The sequence below is a fragment of the Alteromonas sp. ABH4_456 genome, from assembly GCF_056160645.1.
Map to the genome: position 1 here is coordinate 91,526 of NZ_JBSWXO010000010.1, position 19,973 is coordinate 111,498.

Annotated in this window: 16 protein-coding genes; 12 read left to right on the forward strand and 4 right to left on the reverse strand. The window is 47.2% G+C overall.

The window, feature by feature from the left end; translation table 11 throughout:
• Position 1: 1 nt before the first annotated feature.
• Complete coding sequence (locus tag ACXAG2_RS15470; RefSeq protein ID WP_474868370.1) at positions 2-541, forward strand: rhomboid family intramembrane serine protease; 540 nt, start codon at positions 2-4, stop codon at positions 539-541.
• Between the two features lie 47 nt (positions 542-588).
• Positions 589-1,293 (forward strand): VC0807 family protein, encoded by a 705-nt coding sequence (locus ACXAG2_RS15475; RefSeq protein ID WP_119502038.1) that lies wholly within the window; start codon positions 589-591, stop codon positions 1,291-1,293.
• Positions 1,294-1,432: 139 nt separating this feature from the next.
• Here ACXAG2_RS15475 and ACXAG2_RS15480 read toward each other — a convergent pair whose 3' ends face one another.
• Together ACXAG2_RS15480 and ACXAG2_RS15485 are read right to left on the reverse strand one after the other, a co-directional pair.
• Positions 1,433-2,776: an alkaline phosphatase gene (locus tag ACXAG2_RS15480; protein WP_474868371.1), complete on the reverse strand. Its 1,344-nt coding sequence runs from the start codon at positions 2,774-2,776 to the stop codon at positions 1,433-1,435.
• A gap of 118 nt (positions 2,777-2,894) precedes the next feature.
• A complete protein-coding gene (locus ACXAG2_RS15485; RefSeq protein ID WP_474868373.1) occupies positions 2,895-3,854 on the reverse strand; it encodes a chemotaxis protein CheV in 960 nt (319 codons plus the stop codon).
• 263 nt (positions 3,855-4,117) lie between these two features.
• Here ACXAG2_RS15485 and ACXAG2_RS15490 point away from each other — a divergent pair, with 263 nt between their 5' ends.
• From ACXAG2_RS15490 to ACXAG2_RS15505, 4 genes are all read left to right on the forward strand, one after another.
• Positions 4,118-5,713, forward strand: coding sequence for an isocitrate lyase (locus ACXAG2_RS15490; protein ID WP_474868375.1), 1,596 nt, complete (start codon positions 4,118-4,120; stop codon positions 5,711-5,713).
• Between the two features lie 253 nt (positions 5,714-5,966).
• Positions 5,967-6,914: a LysR family transcriptional regulator gene (locus tag ACXAG2_RS15495; RefSeq protein WP_474868378.1), complete on the forward strand. Its 948-nt coding sequence runs from the start codon at positions 5,967-5,969 to the stop codon at positions 6,912-6,914.
• A gap of 111 nt (positions 6,915-7,025) precedes the next feature.
• Positions 7,026-9,200: a malate synthase G gene (locus tag ACXAG2_RS15500; protein ID WP_474868380.1), complete on the forward strand. Its 2,175-nt coding sequence runs from the start codon at positions 7,026-7,028 to the stop codon at positions 9,198-9,200.
• Between the two features lie 348 nt (positions 9,201-9,548).
• Entirely contained in the window at positions 9,549-10,415 is an 867-nt protein-coding gene (locus ACXAG2_RS15505) for a PEP-CTERM/exosortase system-associated acyltransferase (protein ID WP_474868383.1), read from the forward strand.
• A 23-nt stretch (positions 10,416-10,438) separates the two neighbouring features.
• Here ACXAG2_RS15505 and ACXAG2_RS15510 read toward each other — a convergent pair whose 3' ends face one another.
• Positions 10,439-11,455, reverse strand: a complete 1,017-nt coding sequence (locus ACXAG2_RS15510) for an NAD-dependent epimerase (protein WP_474868385.1) — start codon at positions 11,453-11,455, stop codon at positions 10,439-10,441.
• A 134-nt stretch (positions 11,456-11,589) separates the two neighbouring features.
• Positions 11,590-12,375 (reverse strand): S1 family peptidase, encoded by a 786-nt coding sequence (locus ACXAG2_RS15515; protein ID WP_474868388.1) that lies wholly within the window; start codon positions 12,373-12,375, stop codon positions 11,590-11,592.
• Positions 12,376-12,496: 121 nt separating this feature from the next.
• On the opposite strand from ACXAG2_RS15515, the gene ACXAG2_RS15520 reads away from it, so the two are divergent.
• The 6 genes from ACXAG2_RS15520 (at position 12,497) to ACXAG2_RS15545 (ending at position 19,973) form a co-directional block, all read left to right on the forward strand.
• On the forward strand, positions 12,497-13,357 hold the full coding sequence (locus ACXAG2_RS15520; RefSeq protein WP_474868390.1) for a ThiF family adenylyltransferase: 861 nt from the start codon (positions 12,497-12,499) through the stop codon (positions 13,355-13,357).
• Between the two features lie 154 nt (positions 13,358-13,511).
• Positions 13,512-14,267 (forward strand): flocculation-associated PEP-CTERM protein PepA, encoded by a 756-nt coding sequence (pepA, locus tag ACXAG2_RS15525; RefSeq protein ID WP_474868393.1) that lies wholly within the window; start codon positions 13,512-13,514, stop codon positions 14,265-14,267.
• Positions 14,268-14,418: 151 nt separating this feature from the next.
• Positions 14,419-17,028 carry a tetratricopeptide repeat protein gene (locus tag ACXAG2_RS15530; RefSeq protein ID WP_474868395.1) on the forward strand — a complete coding sequence of 870 codons (2,610 nt, stop codon included), beginning with the start codon at positions 14,419-14,421 and terminating at the stop codon, positions 17,026-17,028.
• A gap of 82 nt (positions 17,029-17,110) precedes the next feature.
• On the forward strand, positions 17,111-17,611 hold the full coding sequence (locus tag ACXAG2_RS15535; RefSeq protein ID WP_474868397.1) for a serine O-acetyltransferase: 501 nt from the start codon (positions 17,111-17,113) through the stop codon (positions 17,609-17,611).
• 11 nt (positions 17,612-17,622) lie between these two features.
• Complete coding sequence (locus tag ACXAG2_RS15540; RefSeq protein ID WP_474868400.1) at positions 17,623-18,798, forward strand: glycosyltransferase family 2 protein; 1,176 nt, start codon at positions 17,623-17,625, stop codon at positions 18,796-18,798.
• Positions 18,798-19,973, forward strand: a complete 1,176-nt coding sequence (locus ACXAG2_RS15545) for a hypothetical protein (protein ID WP_474868403.1) — start codon at positions 18,798-18,800, stop codon at positions 19,971-19,973. Before ACXAG2_RS15540 ends, ACXAG2_RS15545 begins: the two co-directional genes overlap by 1 nt.

Below are 19,973 nucleotides of genomic sequence, written 5' to 3' on the forward strand. Positions count from 1 at the left end.
TATGCCACAACTTAAAAAGCAGCTTCGCTTTCTTGCCATTATTGCCGGCGTACTCATTATCATTGAAGCACTGAACCTCCTCACCGGAAACAGCCTGAATCAATTTGGTATTATTCCCAGAGCACTGCCTTACCTGCCCTATATTTTTACTGCGCCGTTTTTACACGGATCTGCCAGCCATCTGATCACGAATCTTGTGCCCCTGATGCTGTTTATGTGGTTAACAATGCAGTGGGGAAACCGCACATTCTGGCTGACTACCCTGACCATTCTTCTCACCGGCGGTCTCGGCGTATGGATATTCGGCCGCTCAGCAATCCATATCGGTGCCAGTGGCATGGTATATGGTTACTTTGGCTTTTTATTGCTGGCAGGCTTCATGAGCAGAAAAGTCCCTTACCTGGTGATTTCTGTGCTGGTTGCCATTATGTATGGCGGTATGTTGTTTGGCATTCTGCCAACAAAGGCATTTATTTCTTTCGAGTATCATTTATTCGGATTTATTGGCGGTCTCATCGCAGCACGGGCTTGGGTGAAGTAATTGATTCCCGTATACTGGCCTTCAATCCGTAGTACAACGAAATAAATATGTCCGGCACCACAGAAACCAAAAATCAGCAAAACCAGGGCTTCTTCGGCAACCTTGCGTTCAACATTGTTATCCCTGTTTTAATCATGTCTTACGGCAGCGGAGACGAATACCTGGGGCCGGCCTGGAGCATCGTTGCTGCCCTCGCCTTTCCAATTGTTTACGGCATCTGGGATTTAAAGCAGTCCGGTAAAGTGAATGGTTTTTCCGTTCTCGGGATTGTCAGCGTTATCCTTACCGGCGGTATCAGTTTATTGAAACTGCCCGCCGAATATATTGCAATTAAAGAAGCCACCATTCCGGCGCTTATCGGTATTGCAGTTCTGGTGACTCAGTTTGGTAAAAAGCCACTGGTTAAAATGCTCATCCTTAACGACCAGATCATTAACTGGGAAAATTTAAACCGCGCGCTGGATGAGAAAGGAAAACAGGCAGAATTCAAACGTAAAATTGCTATCAGCTCTTACATTGTTGCCAGCTCCTTTTTTCTTTCCTCAGTATTAAATTATGTGCTGGCGAAAATGATTCTGGTCAGTGAACCCGGCACCACTGCCTACACCGAAGAACTGGGCCGGATGACGATGCTGAGCTATCCGGTTATCGTAATCCCGAGCATGATTTTGCTGGTGACTGCATTGTGGTATCTGTTTTCTCAGATTGGCAAAATTACCGGTGAAGACCTGGACAACTTTCTGAATCAGTAGATTTATACAATGATGAAAAAAATAGCCGCAATTTGCGGCTATTTTTTTGCCTTGCCGGGGTGGCAGGCGTGTTTCGCATAAGCCGATAAATGAATCAAAGCGTACTGTGAAAATTATCACAGTACGCCTGTCATTCAGCTCAGCGGTTGTTCAGGAAACGAAAGAATTGCTTTGCAATGTCAGTGTTATCTAACTGACCGGCAAAAGCGTCTGCTCCGGCACCGAATGCAAAAACTTCCACATCGACACCAGTGTGGCCACCAGTGGTCCAGCCGGTATTCGTCTTCTTATCAAGGAATGCTTTCAACGCTGTTTCACGGGCCTCAAAGTCAGGCAGTGCCGCGATACTGTCTACCAGTGAACTGTCATCGTCTTCAAAAGTGAATCCCAGCTGCGCTTCAGCATACGCAGCCGGAGAGGCTTCACTGACCATGTTGACAGCAATGGATGAAACCGAAGCCTTCATGTTACGCAGGTACTCAGGATGCCACTCGTAAATACCGTCTGCGCCAATTGTCAAACCGCCGGTACTGTGATCAGCGGTAAGCACAACCAGTGTATCAGGGTGTGTTTCTACATAGTTTTGCAGGTATTCCATGGTAACTGCCAGATCATCCATTTCCGCCATCGCAGAACCGATGTCATTGGCATGCCCTGCCCAGTCAACCTGACTCGCTTCTACCAGAAGGAAAAATCCCTCCGGATCCTCAAGATGCTTAATCGCATTTTTAGTCAGAAAAGACAGGCGGTGCGGGTTACTGTCATCCAGCGCAGCCGGCAATCCCACCGGTGCAAATAGTCCCAGCACGTCAGTGCCGGCAGGCAATGTAGCTAACTGGTCATAGCCATCAACATATTGATAGCCGTTATCTGCAAATAAAGCGGTGAGATCTCTGTCATCACGGGCGAAATAAGAGGTACCGCCCCCCAGCATCACATCGGCGACAAATCCGTCATTAATACGGTCATCAAAAAAGCTGTCAGCGATGGCGTTGTAATTCTTACGACTTTCATTGTGCGCCAGATAAGAAGCGGGCGTTGCATGATTGATTTGCGATGTAACCGCAACACCGGTGCGCAGACCGAGCTGCTTTGCTCTTTGCAGAACCGACTCAACAGGTTGCTTGTTGGCATCCACCCCAATAGCACCATTATACGATTTTACGCCTGTCGCCAACGCTGTAGCCGCAGCCGCAGAGTCGGTAACATACCCGGAAACCGGCGCCGGATGCGTAGAGGCGTTGCCGGTAAGCATGTGGTCAAACACGACATCTTCGATGTCAGGTGTTTCAGGGTTATCAGCAAAGTTGCGGTAAGCCGTGGTGTAAGCCGGCCCCATGCCGTCGGCCACTACCATGATGATATTTCGGGGCTGTTGCTGTGCTGATGAACTCTGTGCCGCATGACCGGCATTATCGAGTTGCGCGCAGCCTTGCGCCAGGGTGAGCCCTACCAGAGAGCACACGCTTATTTTTTTTAGCATCGTCGTATCCACAGGAAAAAAACTGTGGCTAAGTGTAAATCACATCAGGACAAGCGCCAAACCCAAAGCCGTGAGTCATCAAAAATTCACGAAAGGCTGTAATTTCATCGATTTAACGCTAAGCCGTTGACTGACTGGTCAGGAGTTCGCGCATGCGTTGCTGCGCCACGTCAACTAACATATCCGGCTGAAATTTAGAGATAAACCGGTTGCAACCAACCTTTTCCACCATGGCCTCATTAAAGCTGCCACTTAAGGACGTGTTCAGGGCAACAAATAAATCACTCATTCTCTCATCACCGCGCACTTCTGCAGTTAAGCGGTATCCGTCCATTTCCGGCATCTCAGCATCAGTAAACATTAATAAGATAAGGTCAGACGGCCGCTTTCCTTCATCTGCCCACGATTTGAGTAAGGCCAGGGCTTCTGCGCCATTGTGGCATTCAAGGCAGGACAATCCTATCTGGGCAAGCGTATCTTTGATTTGTTTACGTGCAGTAGCGGAATCATCCACAATCAGCACCTGACGGCCTTGCATAGCACTGACAACCTGCTCATCAAGCACGCCGTCAGAAATAGAAATGTCGTAGTCGATGATCTCAGCCAGCACTTTTTCTACATCAATGATTTCTACCAGTTCGTTCTTGCCGTCGATTTCAATCTGACTGATGGCAGTAAGGTAATTTGATTTACCGATAGTCAGCGGCGGCGGCTGAATATTTTGCCAGGATGTATTAACGATGCTTAATACATCACCAATCAGAAATCCCTGAACGGAGCGGTTATATTCTGTGATGATGACGTTATTAGCGTAATTCGTATCGCCACTATTTTTCATACGAATGGCGCTGCGCAGATCAATGACAGGAATCGGATTCCCTCTGTAAAGTGTCACACCACACAAATTGCCGTGAGCTCCCGGCATAGTATTCATCTTCGGAACACCGATGACTTCTTTAACCTTAAACACGTTAATGGCAAACGCATGACGGGTCCCCAACCTGAACATCAGTAGTTCGAGGCGGTTCTCCCCCACCAGATTAGTCCGTTGATCGACGGTACTAAGAATACTGCTCATACTCCCCCCGAATTATTTTAATTAGAGTAATGATAGGGGGAAAATAAAGATAATGCTTTAAGCAATTAGACTCAAAAAATGAAACCAACGCCGTAACCTTTCTGGAAGCCCAACAACACTCATTCACAGGTGTTATGATGGGAATGACAATTATATATTTACGTTATTCGAATTGCGGCACTAGGATGAATGTGAGCTAACGAGAGCGCAGTGCAGCGTAATCGCCTAAACAACATATTTGAGTTAATTCGGGAGAGACCTCTATGTCGCAATATCAGCAAGATATCGATACTATTGCTACGCTTAAAGCCGCGCAGAAAGGAAGCTGGGAAGGTATTAACCCAGAGTACGCCGCACGCATGAAAGCACAGAACCGTTTCAAAACTGGTCTGGACATTGCGAAGTACACTGCCGCTATCATGCGCAAAGATATGGAAGAGTATGATGCCGACAGTGCAAGCTATACCCAATCTTTAGGTTGCTGGCACGGCTTCGTAGGTCAACAAAAAATGTTGGCTGTTAAGAAACACCACGGCACGACCAACAAACGTTATCTGTACCTCTCCGGCTGGATGGTTGCAGCCCTGCGTTCTGAGTTCGGCCCTCTGCCTGACCAGTCTATGCATGAAAAAACCACCGTTCCTATGCTGATTGAAGAGCTTTACACTTTTCTGCGTCAGGCTGATGCACGTGAACTGGGTGATTTATTCAAACAGCTGGACGCAGCGAAAGCAAACGGTGGTGATGTTGCAGCAATTCAGGCGCAAATCGACAATTTCGAAACCCACGTGGTGCCTATCATTGCGGACATCGACGCCGGTTTCGGTAACGAAGAAGCCACTTACCTGTTAGCGAAGAAAATGATTGAAGCGGGTGCCTGCTGTATCCAGATTGAAAACCAGGTATCTGATGCTAAGCAGTGTGGTCACCAGGACGGTAAAGTTACTGTTCCTCATGAAGACTTCCTGGCGAAAATCAACGCTGTTCGTTATGCATTCTTAGAGCTGGGTGTAGACGACGGTGTAATTGTTGCCCGTACCGACTCATTAGGCGCCGGCCTGACGCAGAAAATCCCCGTATCTACCGCACCCGGCGACCTGGCTTCTCAGTACAACGCATTTTTGGACACCACTGAAATTTCCGGTGCAGATGACCTGTCTGACGGCGACCTGGTAATTAAGCAAGACGGCAAACTGGTTAAGCCTGTTCGTCTGCCTAATGGACTGTTCAAGTTCAAAGCGAATACTGGTTTCGACCGTGTTGTTCTTGACTGTATCACTTCTCTCCAACATGGTGCAGACCTGCTGTGGATTGAAACAGAGAAGCCTCACGTTCGTCAGATTGGTGACATGGTTGACGCGATTCGTGAAGTTATCCCGAATGCGAAACTGGTTTACAACAACTCACCGTCTTTCAACTGGACACTGAACTTCCGTCAGCAGGTATTTGATGCATGGCAGGAAGAAGGCAAAGACGTATCTGGTTACGACCGTGCGAAACTGATGTCTGCAGAATATGACGACAGCGAACTGGCCGCATCTGCTGATGCGAAGATCCAGACCTTCCAGCGTGATGCGTCACGTGAAGCAGGTATCTTCCACCACCTGATCACACTGCCTACTTACCACACTGCGGCACTGTCTACTGACAACCTGGCGCAGGGTTACTTCGGCGACGAGGGCATGCTGGCTTACGTTAAAGGTGTTCAGCGTAAAGAAATTCGTCAGGGTCTGGCGTGCGTTAAGCACCAGGCAATGGCCGGTTCTGACCTGGGTGACACCCATAAAGAGTACTTCTCCGGTGAAGGCGCACTGAAAGCTTCAGGCGACGACAACACCATGAACCAGTTTGATGTATAAACTCACAGGTTCCTAACCTCTGGCTCCTTCGGGAGCCTTTTTTATATTCACCGGTTTTATTCATTTCACAGCCACAAAAATAAAAACACCCGTTTGAAATCCGGGGTACACTGGCTGTCAAACCAGGTCGAAAGTATCAGTACAACAGGCGAATAAAGCAGTAACAATCTGCGACTAAGAGTCTATCTTACTTATCAGGACCAGACGCTTATAATAGCAACAGATAATATTCCTAATTTGGAGCATTGAGAGCATGAATATAGCCAAAGTAGATTTGAATCTTCTGGTTTATCTGGATGTTTTGCTCAGAGAAGGCAGTGTTACCCGCGCCGCTAATCAGCTCAGCATCACCCAGCCGGCCATGAGTAACGGTTTAAAGCGGTTAAGAGATTTATTCAAAGATCCGTTGCTGGTGAGAACCAGCGAAGGCATGACACCGACTAAACGTGCCCTTGAGCTCCAGCCGGTCATCCGCGATGTACTCAGTAAACTGGAAAGCTCCATTCAGCCGGAAACCGATTTTGACCCGGCTACCAGCAACCGTACATTCCGGATCATGACCAGTGATTATGCGGAAAGCACTTTATTGCTTGAGCTGGTCGGCCGTTTGGGCAACATTGCCCCGAACATCACCCTGGATTTAATCACGCCGAGTGACGTGACATTTCACGATGTGGAACAGGGTAAAGTCGACATGGCGATAAACCGCTTCGACGAACTGCCTCTTTCCTTTCACCAGAAAGTCATCTGGTATGACAGTTTCAGCTGTGTGCTCAGCGCATCCCATCCGCTGGTAAACCAGAAATGGGATCTGGACAGTTATTTAAGCGCCCAGCATATATGGGTAAGTAAAACCGGCTTCGGTGTGGGCGTAGGTATTGATCCCAATGAAGTGCAAAAACTTGGCTGGGTCGATGCTGAATTAACTAAACTGGGAAAACAGCGGGCGATCAGAGTGTTTACCCGCCACTATCACGCAGCACTGCAAATAGCTAAAACTCAAAATCTGGTAGCCACATTACCGGGCAAAGCGGCGCGACTGTTTAAAGACGATCCGGAAGTTGTAGTGAAAGATCCTCCTTTCGATATTCCGCCAATTGCGTTGAAAATGGCGTGGAGTGCCTTGCTGCACCATGATGCAGGCCATATCTGGCTGCGCCGTTTAATTGGTGAGCTGGCATCTGAGATGAGTAATTTGTAAATCGTCTGCCAGCGAACATTCACCAATATTATGACAGCAATACAAACCATAAATTAAAAATAGTGTCCGGAAACCTCTACACTAACAACTCATTAAAGAGTAGAGGTCATTATGAAAGGGTATATTCAACACGGACGACTTCAGGTTGCTGAGGTTCTGGACACATTCATCAATGAACAGGCAATGCCCGGCGCTAATGTCGATAAAGACACTTTCTGGGCGAATTTCGAATCCCTGCTTGCAGACCTCACTCCGCTTAATCAGGCTCTGCTGGATAAGCGGGATCATTTCCAAACCTTAATTGACGCTTATCACAAAAGCGGCAAGCCCGCTTCCGGCGACGACTATCTGAACTTTCTGCGGGAAATCGGATATCTGGAGAATGAGCCGGACAATGTCACTGCCACGACGTCCAATGTAGATGCAGAGATTGCCACCATGGCGGGCCCGCAACTGGTTGTGCCTATCAATAATGCCCGCTACGCACTGAACGCCGCGAATGCCCGCTGGGGAAGTCTGTATGACGCGCTGTATGGCACAGACGTGATCAGCGATGACGGCGGTGCAGAAGCCGGAACAACCTATAATCCTGTACGGGGCGCTAAAGTAATCGCAGAAGCAAAACGATTACTGGACACCCTGCTGCCGCTTGCTGATGCATCCCATAAAGATGTCACCGGTTATGGTATCACAGACGGCACCCTTACCGTTTCCCTGAAAAGCGGCCATACCACACTGCAAACCAGCGAACAGTTCCTTGGCTTCAGAGGCAATGCAGATGCGCCGGATGCACTGCTGTTTGTTCATAACGGTTTGCATTTTGAAATTCAGATTGATGCCGCAAGCCCGGTGGGTAAAGCCGATCCAGCAGGGGTGAAAGATGTGCTGGTTGAAGCAGCGCTGACAACGATCATGGACTGCGAAGATTCTGTAGCTGCCGTAGACGCTGAAGATAAAACACTGGTGTATTCAAACTGGTTAGGTCTAATGAAAGGTGATCTGTCGCTGACCATGGAAAAAGGCGGCAAAAAGATTGTCCGTGCTATGCAGTCTGACCGTGAATACACCACAGCAGATGGCGCAGGCAGACTTTCACTGGCCGGCCGCAGCCTCATGTTTGTGCGCAATGTTGGTCACCTAATGCGAAATGACGCGATTTTACTGGACGGTGAACCGGTCTTTGAAGGATTGATGGACGGTGTGATCACATCCCTCATTGCTAAACATGATTTACTGGGCAATGGTAAATTCCGTAACTCCCGTGAAGGCAGCATTTATATTGTTAAACCTAAAATGCATGGTCCTGAGGAAGTCGCCTTCGCTGACAGCCTGTTCAGCCGTGTTGAAGCCATGCTGGGCCTCGACCAGGATACGCTGAAAATGGGTATTATGGATGAAGAGCGCCGCACCAGTATCAATCTGAAAGCCTGTATCGGCGCAGCCTCATCACGTGTTGCTTTTATCAACACCGGCTTCCTCGACCGCACGGGTGATGAGATCCACACCTCTATGCAGGCAGGACCATTCGCAGCTAAAGGCGCATTGAAAACCATGCCCTGGATTGCTGCCTATGAAAAAGCCAATGTGCAAACGGGCCTAGCTTGTCAGCTTTCCGGCCGCGCACAGATTGGTAAAGGCATGTGGCCTATTCCGGATCAGATGGCAAATATGATGGAAGCGAAAATAGGCCATCCGAAGGCCGGTGCCAATACCGCCTGGGTCCCCTCTCCCACGGCTGCCACGTTGCACAGCCTGCATTACCATGAGGTCGATGTATTCGCCCTGCAGTCCGGTATGCAAGAACAGCACTATACCGGTATTGCGGATATTCTTACGATCCCTCTGATGCCTGAAGACTCGTCTTTGTCTGCAGAAGCTATTCAGCGTGAAGTAGATAATAACGTACAGGGCATTCTCGGATACGTGGTGCGCTGGGTTCATCAGGGGATTGGTTGTTCAAAAGTGCCTGACATCAATAATGTTGGTCTGATGGAGGACCGCGCGACCTTGAGGATTTCTTCCCAGCACCTGGCCAACTGGCTGGTACATAACATCATTACGCCGGAGCAGGTTAACGAATCCCTTACCCGCATGGCAGTGCTGGTTGATGAACAGAATGCCGGCGACAGCGATTACATCCCGATGTCACCGAATATCGACAACGCCATTGGTTTCAAAGCTGCGAAGGAACTGATTTTCGATGGCGTAAGTCAGCCAAACGGTTACACAGAGCCCTTGCTTCATCAGCGCAGAAAAGACATGAAAGCCGCGCTGGCGGCAAAGTAAATTTTTACTTTCATTTCCTGAACAGAAAAAGCCACAACCGTGGCTTTTTCTTTGTGCGTCCTGCCTGAAGCATTGAACCAGCGAAACGGACTCAGGAGCAACTTACGGCGCGGCACGTATACAGTCAGATATCTGTTTACCGGTGTCAAACAGCTACCCGGCAACGCTTTATTCCTCTGTATCCCCTGCCTCTGCTGGCTGTTAAGGATTTTCTTATGATAAACGCTCAACTATCAAAATTTGTTCTATAGTATCAATAGCGATATCTAACACAGCACTTTTAAGCTGTCACGTTGCACTATCATTGGTGTATTGTGACGTCAGCAGCAGTGAGAAGTTAAAACCATTATGGCTAAGCGTTCGATATTTGACACAATCAATAAGAAGTTCCGCCGTACCAGCGTAGGAAAGATGTTTTCCGGCTATCAGCAGCTCAGGGAAGCTAACTATATTTCCTCACACTTCAGTACGTATCTGGAACCCGTTCTGGCAGTGGATGATGCTCTGAGAGAGTCTGTCTACAAAATCAGGCATAACGTCTATTGTGACGAGCTTGCGTTTGAGCCGGTGAAAGAGTCAGGTCTGGAAACTGACGAATTTGATGCTTACTCAAGACACTGCATGATTCGCCATATCGGCACTCAGCAAATGGCCGGCACTGTGCGTGCAGTCAGACCATTACAGGATGCTCAGCTATTACCCATTGAAAAGTATTGCCGCTCCTCTATCACCCGGAACGATTTGAGTCCGGATAATTTTAAACGCCACGAGGTGTGCGAAATATCCAGGCTTGCCGTGCCCAAATACTTCCGCCGGCGTCGTTCAGATGACTTTGACGGTTCCGCAACCGGTGCTATTAACCCTGTGACCTACTCGGAAACGGAATTACGCTGTTTTCCTTTTATCGCAGTAGGTTTATATTTTGCTGCCGCCGCCTCGGCGCTGGAGTTCGGCGTGAAACATGCCTATGTCATGATGGAGCCCCGTCTTGCAAGAAGTATGGGTTATGTAGGCATTAAATTTCAGCAGATAGGACCGGTAGTGGACTATCACGGCAAACGGGCCCCTTATTACATTAACCGCCCGTTACTTGAGGGGAGTCTGAAGCCGGGTTTTGCATCTATGCTTAATGAGATCCGGCTCAGTTTACGAGAACAAATTCCGGCGATGCCGGAAGAACGTGAAGAATATTTGCGGCAGTTTATCAAAGACTGATCCCCTGCCGCTGCGCTCACGGGTTATACGTTGTAGAACCCTCTGTACCATTCCACAAATTTTGCAATACCGGTATCAATGTCGGTAGACGGACGATAACCGGTATCTTTAACCAGCGCTTCTACATCAGCGTAGGTATCTGGCACATCACCTTTTTGCATTGGCAGCATTTCTTTTTCTGCTTCCTTTCCTAACGCCTTCTCGAGAGTTTCGATATAAGTCAGCAGGTGGACCGGCGTCTGAGCGCCAATATTATAAACTTTCCACGGTGCTTTACTTGAGCCCGGATTTGGTGACTTACCCGACCAGGATTCATCCGTTTTTGCGTCGTTGTCCAGCGTGGCGATGACACCTTCCACAATATCATCGATGTAAGTAAAGTCTCGGCGGTGGTTGCCGTAGTTAAACACTTTAATAGGTTTGTCTTCCAGAATCGCTTTGGTAAACAGGAACAGCGCCATATCAGGACGTCCCCAGGGACCATAAACGGTAAAGAACCGCAGTCCTGTGGTCGGCAACCCGTACAAATGACTGTAGGTGTGGGCCATCAGCTCATTGGCTTTTTTACTGGCTGCATACAGAGATACCGGATGATCCACGTTATCTTCGACGGCGAAAGGCATGCTTTCATTGGCACCGTAAACAGAGCTGGATGAAGCGTAAACCAGGTGTTCAACCTGATTATGTCTGCAACCTTCGAGCACATTCATAAAGCCGACAATATTCGCATCAATATAAGCATGAGGATTTTCCAGCGAATAACGCACTCCTGCCTGGGCAGCTAAGTGAACCACCTTATCAAATTTGTGTTCTGCAAAGAGGGCCTCCATCGCAGCACGATCTTCAACGCCCATTTTAATAAACGTAAAAAGATGGCCGGAAGGTAAGGACGATACCCTTTCAAGCCGGGCTTCTTTTAATGACACATCATAATAATCATTCAGATTATCGATACCTACGACTTCATCGCCACGCTCCGTTAATTGCGCGGCAACAAATGATCCGATAAAGCCAGCGGCTCCTGTTACTAACACTTTCATATCGTTCTCCCTGAAATAAATGCTGCATGTTGAGCAAGATACTCAATCAAACTTCTAAAGCGACTACTTGTCACCATGACCACAAGCAAGAATGACTCCGCTTTTTACTTCTTAATAAAAATAAGCGCCTTTGCTTACAACGTTATCCCGTGCTTCTCAGCCAGTGCGTAAACATGCTTAACCGGAATGGCATAAGTGATACCGCTGGGCGAAGTAATTGCCGACTCTTTTGTTTTCTTAACGAACACTTTATTGATTACCCCTAACACCTCTCCGGTAGCCGCTTCATACACAGGGCTGCCGCTGTTGCCGGGGTAAGCGGTAATATCAAGTTGATATACCATGAAAGGGTTGCGTAAGCTGTCCAGATAAGCTTGCGACAGTTGCGCACTGTTCGAAGCCGAGATCACGTTAGGCGTATACGCGGCAACAATGCCTCTGTGTGTGGCCGGATACAATCCTAATACGGCGCCAATGGGAAAACCGGTCATTGCGATTGCAGTACCATCTTCAACCACATCTGTTGCTGAAAGCAGACTGACAGGTGGTAATTCATGGGCCATTTCCAGAATGGCCAGATCATGCTCATCATCTTTATAAACTTGTTTTACCCGCGCAATTCCCATCTTACGGCCTTCTGGTACGAACACGACCTGGTTAAATTTTACATTTTCTTCTGTAGGAAATGCTGTGATCACATGATGGTTGGTCACTACATATTTTCCATTTCCGACAACGAAACCAGTCCCTTTTAATTGATGGCTGACGGTGGCCAGCGGCGCATAAAAGCCCACACCTACCACGGAAGGCTTCACCTTTTTTACAACCTCAGGTAATGCTTCTGCAAAAGCAGTATGACAAACAGGAAGTGAAGTCAGCACAATTGTCATGCTGACGAACAGCACTCTTATTATTTTCATTCTAATGTCCCTATCAGGTAATCCGGCTTTTTTCTGATGATAGCATTTTACATGTCATGATATTAGCTTACCCTATAAAGGTTCATGACAAACTGCTTCGCGCAGGATAACCGGATAGCGTATGGATTTTAACTATGATGTGGCGTTTTCCAGAAATATTGGCTGGGTAACGCATGATGAACAAGCTTCACTGCGCACAAAACGGGTGGCAATTGCAGGTTGTGGCGGTGTTGGCGGACTGCATAGTCTGACACTTGCCAGACTGGGTGTCGGAAAAATTAACATCTCTGATTTTGACCAGTTCGATATACACAATATTAACCGCCAGTCCGGCGCTTTTGTGTCGACAAAGGATCAGGACAAGATTGAAGTCATGTCTGCTATGTTGAAGGATATTAATCCGGAAATAGAGATTGGCAGCTTTCCTGCCGGAATCGATGAAACGAATGTGGATCAATTTCTTGATGGCGTCGACCTTTATATAGATAGTCTCGATTTCTTCGCCCTGACTGCCAGGAAACTGGTTTTCAGCCGTTGCTATGAGAAAGGTATACCCGTTGTGACAGCGGCACCGCTTGGCATGGGCGCAGCCCTGCTTTGCTTTATGCCCGGAAGAATGACCTATGAAGAATACTTCCGCTTTAATGACAAGCAAACAGAAGAAAGACAATTAATCCAGTTTCTGATTGGCTTATCACCGGCGATGCTCCAGCGTAACTATCTTGTTGATCAGGATGCTGTAGATTTCCACGAGCAGCGGGGCCCCTCAACAGCCATGGCGGTAAACTTATGTGCTGGTATTGCAGAGACCTATGCGCTGAAGATTCTGCTGGGAAGAGGCAAAGTATTGTGTGCACCTTATGGCCTGCATTTCGATGCTTACAAGAATAAGCTCAGTAAGACTTGGTGTCCGTTTGGTAACCGTGGCTGGCTACAAAAATTGAAGTTCAAGATCGCTGAGAAAGTAGTTAGCGGAAAATAACAAAATTTGTGTCAGGGATTTTTACACGCAGTTTTTACAAGCAGGCAATAAAAATAAAAAAACCAACAAATTCATATAGATAAAAAGTTGGCACACCAAATGCTTTAATATCAGCGAGGCCTAACAGCCGAACGAATTTAATATGGAGATGGTTATGAAATTTAATAAAGTTGTAAAATCTTTCGCATTGACTGCTGGTTTGTTAGCTTCTTTCACAAGCTCAGCTGAGTTCATGGATTTTGAAATTGACGCGACCCCTTATGGCGGTACCGTAGTAGAAGCTGATAAGTTCAACGGTGGTTACGTTGAAGAATTGGTTTTTGATGGCTCAGGTAATTTTAGCACTGGTGCATTTGCATCAATGACTTCTCTTTTCTCTGATGAAGGTACTGGTCTAGTAGACGGTACAGACAGCTACCTTAACTTTGGCTATCGTATCTATGCGATTCTGACAGCTAGCGGTACCAGCACTTCAGGTACGTCTTTTGCGGCGAATTCTGCAAGCCTGTCTCTTTATCTTGACGTAAATCGTGATACTGAGTCAGATGACTTATTACTTGGTACAACAATCAATTCTAGCGACGATTTATTGCTGGCTACTGCTGGAGATGTTACTAACGCATATGGAAATTACGATTTCGCAGCTGGTACCGGTAACTATAACTTCGATTTCACTGATTTCACTTTGGAAGCAGATGGCCTGGACTACTTTGTAACTCCTGTTCCATTCTACTCGTACCTGACAGTAAACGGCGATTACGACAGTTTGGATAACCTGGAAGAGATTACTGGTGACGTTTCTGCAGTATTTACAGCAGCACCTGTATCAGTTCCAGAGCCTTCAACTGTAGCTGTTCTTGCTCTTGGCCTGATGGGTCTGGGTGCAACTGCACGTCGTAAAAACAAATAAGATTATTTTTACACTCTTAAAAAAGGCGACGATTGTCGCCTTTTTTTGTGTCTTCAATTTAAAAACCCCTGATACGTTTGCATACTTTTCTTTTCAGACGATACCCCGTAAAGTATTCACTCATTTTTAAATCCCGGATGTGCTGTATAGTATGGATATATTGAAACGAACCCGAATTGCCGCTTTTGTCACCGCAACGCTGCTCACCACCGCCTGTTCTCAAATGACTGTAGAAGAACGATTAAATAAAGCAGAAGATGCACTTAGTGAAGACAATTACAAGCAAGCTATTGTTCATTTAAAAGCCGCCGTACAGCAATCCCCCACTGATGTCCGCCCCCGTATTGAATTAGCTAAGGTCTATTTCGATATTGGTGATATGGCCAGCGCAATTACGACCTTCGACAAGGTACTCACCCAACGCGGTGATATTAACGATTTTGCGGATGAGTATTTTTTATCCCTCTATTCCATGGCTGATCTGGACATTTTCGAGGTTACCTTTGAAGAGTTTAAGGGGCAACTGAACAACGGGCAGCGAATTTCTGCCGAACTGATTGCTGCCGTAATATCGGGTCGTTCCAGGTCGCAGGAACAGGTTGAAGAGCACCTGAAAGTCGCCGGGGAGTTGGCTAAAGAAAACGCAACGCCGGCAATAAAAAGCAAAATTGACGACTATGCTTTAATAATCAACGGGTACTTGCTTTCGGATAACCCCGGCGACATAGCTGTCTTATCGGCACTATCAGAAAAATACCCGGATGACTGGATGATCCGGTCACTGACTGCGGAAATTCTCCAGGCATCAGGTCAGTTTAAAGAAGCAGCTGAGAACTACGAAGCTTTGCTGGCACTTAAGCCTTTCTTTGCCCAGCTTAATCTGAATATTGCAGAAGCTTACATAAAAGCGAAAGAGTTCAAAAAGGCACAAACTTATGTAGAGAAAGTGCTTTCATTATCTGCTGACCAACCGCTGGCGAATCAGCAAATGGCAATTATTGCCCTGTCTGAGCACGATTTTGAAAGTGCCGCCAGACACATAGATATTTCACTGAACCAGAATATGGTGAATATGACATCCGTGTATATCGCAGGGATCTCACATTTCCAGATCGGGAACTACGAGCAGGCACTTTCCTACCTGGAAAAGGTCGTCGATAAATTCCCCCCCAATCATCCGGGCCTGCAAATGTATATTGCAGCAAAATTATCTGCCGGTGATACGCTGGACAGTTATTCTTTATATAAGAAGTATCCGTCACTTGTTACCAGCAATACCCGACTGGCAACAAAAGCGGCTTCAGCGCTGATTTTCTCCGGTGAAAGAAATAAAGCCGCCGAAATCCTTTCCAATGTCAAAAATGATGCTTTTCAAAATCCGGTGCAGCAACAGCAACTCGGCCTGCTGAAGCTGTCGGTGGGTGACAGTGACGGCGAAGATTTACTGGAAACGTCATCGCAACAAATCGTAAAAGATGCAGCGGAAGGTAACAGCACGCAATCTAAGTTGTTCCTGGTCGCCATGAAGGCTACTAACGGGGATGAAGAAGAAGCCCGTTCAATTATCAATGAATGGATTGAAGCCGAGCCGGACAATGCCGAAAACTATCTGATTTCTGCCCAATTTGAATCATATACCGGTAACACAGATGCACTTGAGGCCTTGTATACTAAAGTGCGTACTATTGAACCTGCTAACATTGAAGCGGCAAAGTATTTTGCAGAAAAAGCATTCAGAAATGGTGAGGCAGAAGCAGCCCTGAAAGCCTACAGCCGGGTACTGAAAGAACAGCCGAATGATCAGATTGCTTTAACCGGCGCCTATGTGTCTGCTCAGGCACTGCCTGATAAAAAAGCGACCTTCAAAACGATTGACAATATTTTAGCGCAAAATAGCAAAACCAGTGCATTCAGCACATTGTTTGCGGCTTTCCTTAAACAGGACTACAAGGAAGTGGTATCACTGTCCCGCAGTTCTATTTTTGGTTTCGGTGAACAACCCAAGGTGGATTTTTTGCTCTCCCAGTCTTATATGTCGATGGGTCAGCCTCTGGCTGCTCTGGATGTACTGCGAAACTCCATAAAGTCCGGTTTTGCGACCATTCAGGTTTTTGAAGCCTATGCGGAAGCCATGATGCAGGCTGAAGGTAGCAAGGCCGCATTAAGGGCAATAAAAAATATGCCTGAAGGTGTGGCTGAGGCGCCTCAGTTACAGTTACTGAAAAGCCATATTCTGGTGAATGAGAAGCGTTATGACGAAGCCATGGCTATTATTGCAGGATTACCGCCGGAGTTTGCTAACAGCGCCAGAGCGATGGAGATCATGGGCCAGGCACAAGCAGGCAATGAAGACTTTTCTGCCGCCATTCCAGCCTTACAGGAAGCATTTAATAAGCTTAAAACACCAAAGTCTGCGCAGTCATTGTACAAAGCGCTTAAGAGTAATGGGCAAGAAAAAGAAGCCCTTGAAGTGCTGAAGAAAGCTTCTGAGTTCTCATCGGATTATGACGAATCAGACTTATTGTACGTCAGTGAGCTGGCTAAAACAGATAAGCAGGCAGCAATCAGCTTCTATGAGCAACTTGTCAGTGCCCAACCTAAGAACTGGCAGGCCATGAACAATATCGCCTGGTTACTCTATGAAGAGAAGCGATATAGCGATGCCTATCAATGGATAATGAAGGCACTGAACTTACGGCCCAGTAATAAATCACTTCTGGATACAAAAAAACGTATCGAAGAAGCGATCAAATCGAAGTAAATCATTGTATTAAATGCGCCGGCGGGTAAGCTTCGTGCCGGCGAACGTTATTTCTGTTGTTACAGTAAAGGTTTTAAAGTTAGTGTTTGAGAAAGTAAAAAGTGATCTGCGATACAAACAGGCAGTGTTTGCTGATGACGGTGCGCATTTATCATTGCCCCGGTTACTGTTAACCGACGGTACCAGTGCAACACTGCTGTTCAGAATGTCTCACCGCTGTCGCCTCGGTATTTTAAGTCCTGCAGGTCTGTTGCTTCAAATGTTGAATAAGTGGATCAACGGCTGTGTCATTGGCGTGAAAGCTGAGTTTGGCCGTGGCCTTGTCATCATGCACCCCGTGGGTGTAGTCATTAACAGCAAGGTCAAAACCGGTGACCGTGTTGTTATCGAAAGTGGCGTAGTGATTGGCGATGAAAAAGGTCAGTCACCGGTTATCGGCAACGACGTATTCATCGGTACCGGCGCAAAAATTATCGGTGGGGTAACCATCGGCGATAATGTGAAAATTGGCGCTAATGCTGTGGTGGTTAAAGACATCCCTTCCGGCTGCACTGCGCTGGGCATTCCTGCGAAGCCCCGTTGATGAGTACAACCATGGAATTCATTTTCTGGCTAAGTGTAGTCGCCATTCTTTACACCTACCTGATTTATCCTGTGATATTACTTGCTGTCAGCAGTTTTCATCAGGCAATTAAAGACACCCGCTTTGTGCTTAGTAAACAGGGCCGCAGAAAGCGTGAAGCCGATCTACCTGACGTCACTATCGTCATCGCTGCATTTAACGAAGAGAAGTGCATAAAGGCGCGTATTGAGAACCTTCTGGAACTGGATTACCCGACGGACAAGCTACAGATCCTCATAGGTTCGGACGGCAGCACAGACGGCACCAATGATATTCTGACATCATTCTCTGCTCCCTGTCTGGAAACCGTAGTATTTGAGCAGAACCGTGGAAAAATCAATGTGCTGAACGATTTGATGACACGGGTATCGACACCTGTCACAGTTTTCTCTGATGCGAATACGTTTTTTCAGTCCGATGCTGTCAGAAAGCTGGTCGCGGACTTCCGTGAGGAGCAAGTTGGCGGTGTATGCGGAGAACTGGAACTTGTAGATGCCTTTTCCGGAAAAAATAAAGACAGTTTATACTGGCAATACGAGCAGGTACTGAAGTTTCATGAGTCCCGTATTAATGCCATGCTGGGAGCGAATGGCGCTATTTATGCTATCCGTACAGCACTGTATGAGCCGTTACCGGAAAATACTATCATTGATGATTTCTGCGTGTTTATGGGTATCGCCAGACAAGGCTATAAACTGACCTATAACCCTGAAGCACGGGCCACGGAAGAGATTGCGCCTAACCTCGAAGAAGAGGCCGGACGTCGCATCAGAATAGGCGCAGGCAATTACCAGGCGATGATGCGCCTGACCTGGGCACTGAGCCCGTTAGCCGGCAGCCGGTGCTTCAGTTATATCAGTCACAAAATCTTACGCTGGTTTGTGCCGCATTTTATGCTCGTCGCATTGGTAAGCGGTGCGCTGCTGGCATTCACAAGTCCTCTGTACGGTGCGCTGTTTGCCGGCCAGGTACTTTTTTATTTTACTTATTATTATGGCCTGACATTAAATGATGATAAGAAAGGCAAGTTAGCCAGCATAATTAAACTGGTCACCTTTTTTGTTTCTATGAATATTTCCCTCGGCCAGGGTTTCATCCGATTTTTAACTTCTAAACAGTCTGCAACCTGGAAAAGTACGGCACGCTAATGATCACCTATATTGTTCTCGCTCTCATTGTTCTGATATTAATTGCTGCCGGTTTAGGTACCGCGCTGATTTATCAAAAAGATATGCAGACCTGGATTCTGGGATACTGGAAAAATGCATTCTTCTCTTCTAAGCCGGAGGTCAAAGGCACAACCCACGTGATGTTTTGTTTCGTAGACCATTACGAACCGCAATGGCTGAATAAAGATAACATAGAGCTGGAGCGTGCCAGGGTTGACCGCTGGATGCAGGACTACCCTGTTATGGCGTCCAAATTTACCGACGCCGATGGTTATCACCCTAAACACTCTTTCTTCTTTCCGGAAGAAGAATACCGGGAAGAGCATCTGAACAAGCTTTCAGACTTATGTGCCCGCGGATTTGGTGAAATCGAAATTCACCTTCACCATGAAGATGATACCAGTGACAACCTGCGCACCGTGTTATCAAACTTCGCGCAAACGCTGCATGAGAAACATGGCGCACTGGCAACCGATCCGGTAACCGGCAAACCTGTCTATGCATTTATTCATGGCAACTGGGCGCTGGATAACTCTCATCCCCATGGTCACTGGTGTGGTGTGAATGATGAACTCATTGTACTGAAAGAAACCGGCTGTTATGTGGATATGACTTTCCCGTCGCCGGACGCTACACAGCCCGCACTGACCAACTGCTTCCACTACGCGAAGGACGATCCGGCTAAGCCTAAGTCTTATAATTCCGGAAAGCTGATGAAGACCGGTGGTGAGGCCTGGGGCGATCTGCTTATCATGCAAGGCCCGATGGGCTTTAACAAAGAAGCCTTCAAGTTCGGTATTTTACCTAAAATTGAACGTGCGGATATCAGGGACAACTGTCGTCCGACTCCTGGCAGAGTAGATAACTGGGTGGATAAGCATATCCACGTTGAAGGCCGTCCTGAATGGATTTTCATTAAGATCCATACCCACGGAGCCCAGGACACAGACATGGGCGCCCTGCTGGGCGAACCGGTTGAAATAATGCACCGTCACCTGAATGAAAAGTATAATGACGGTGAAAAATATAAGCTGCACTATGTCAGCGCCCGTGAAATGTATAATATTGCTAAAGCGGCGGAAGCCGGGAAGAAAGGCGACCCGAACGACTACCGTGACTTTATATTGAAGAAGCCTGCATTTAAAAGGATTTAA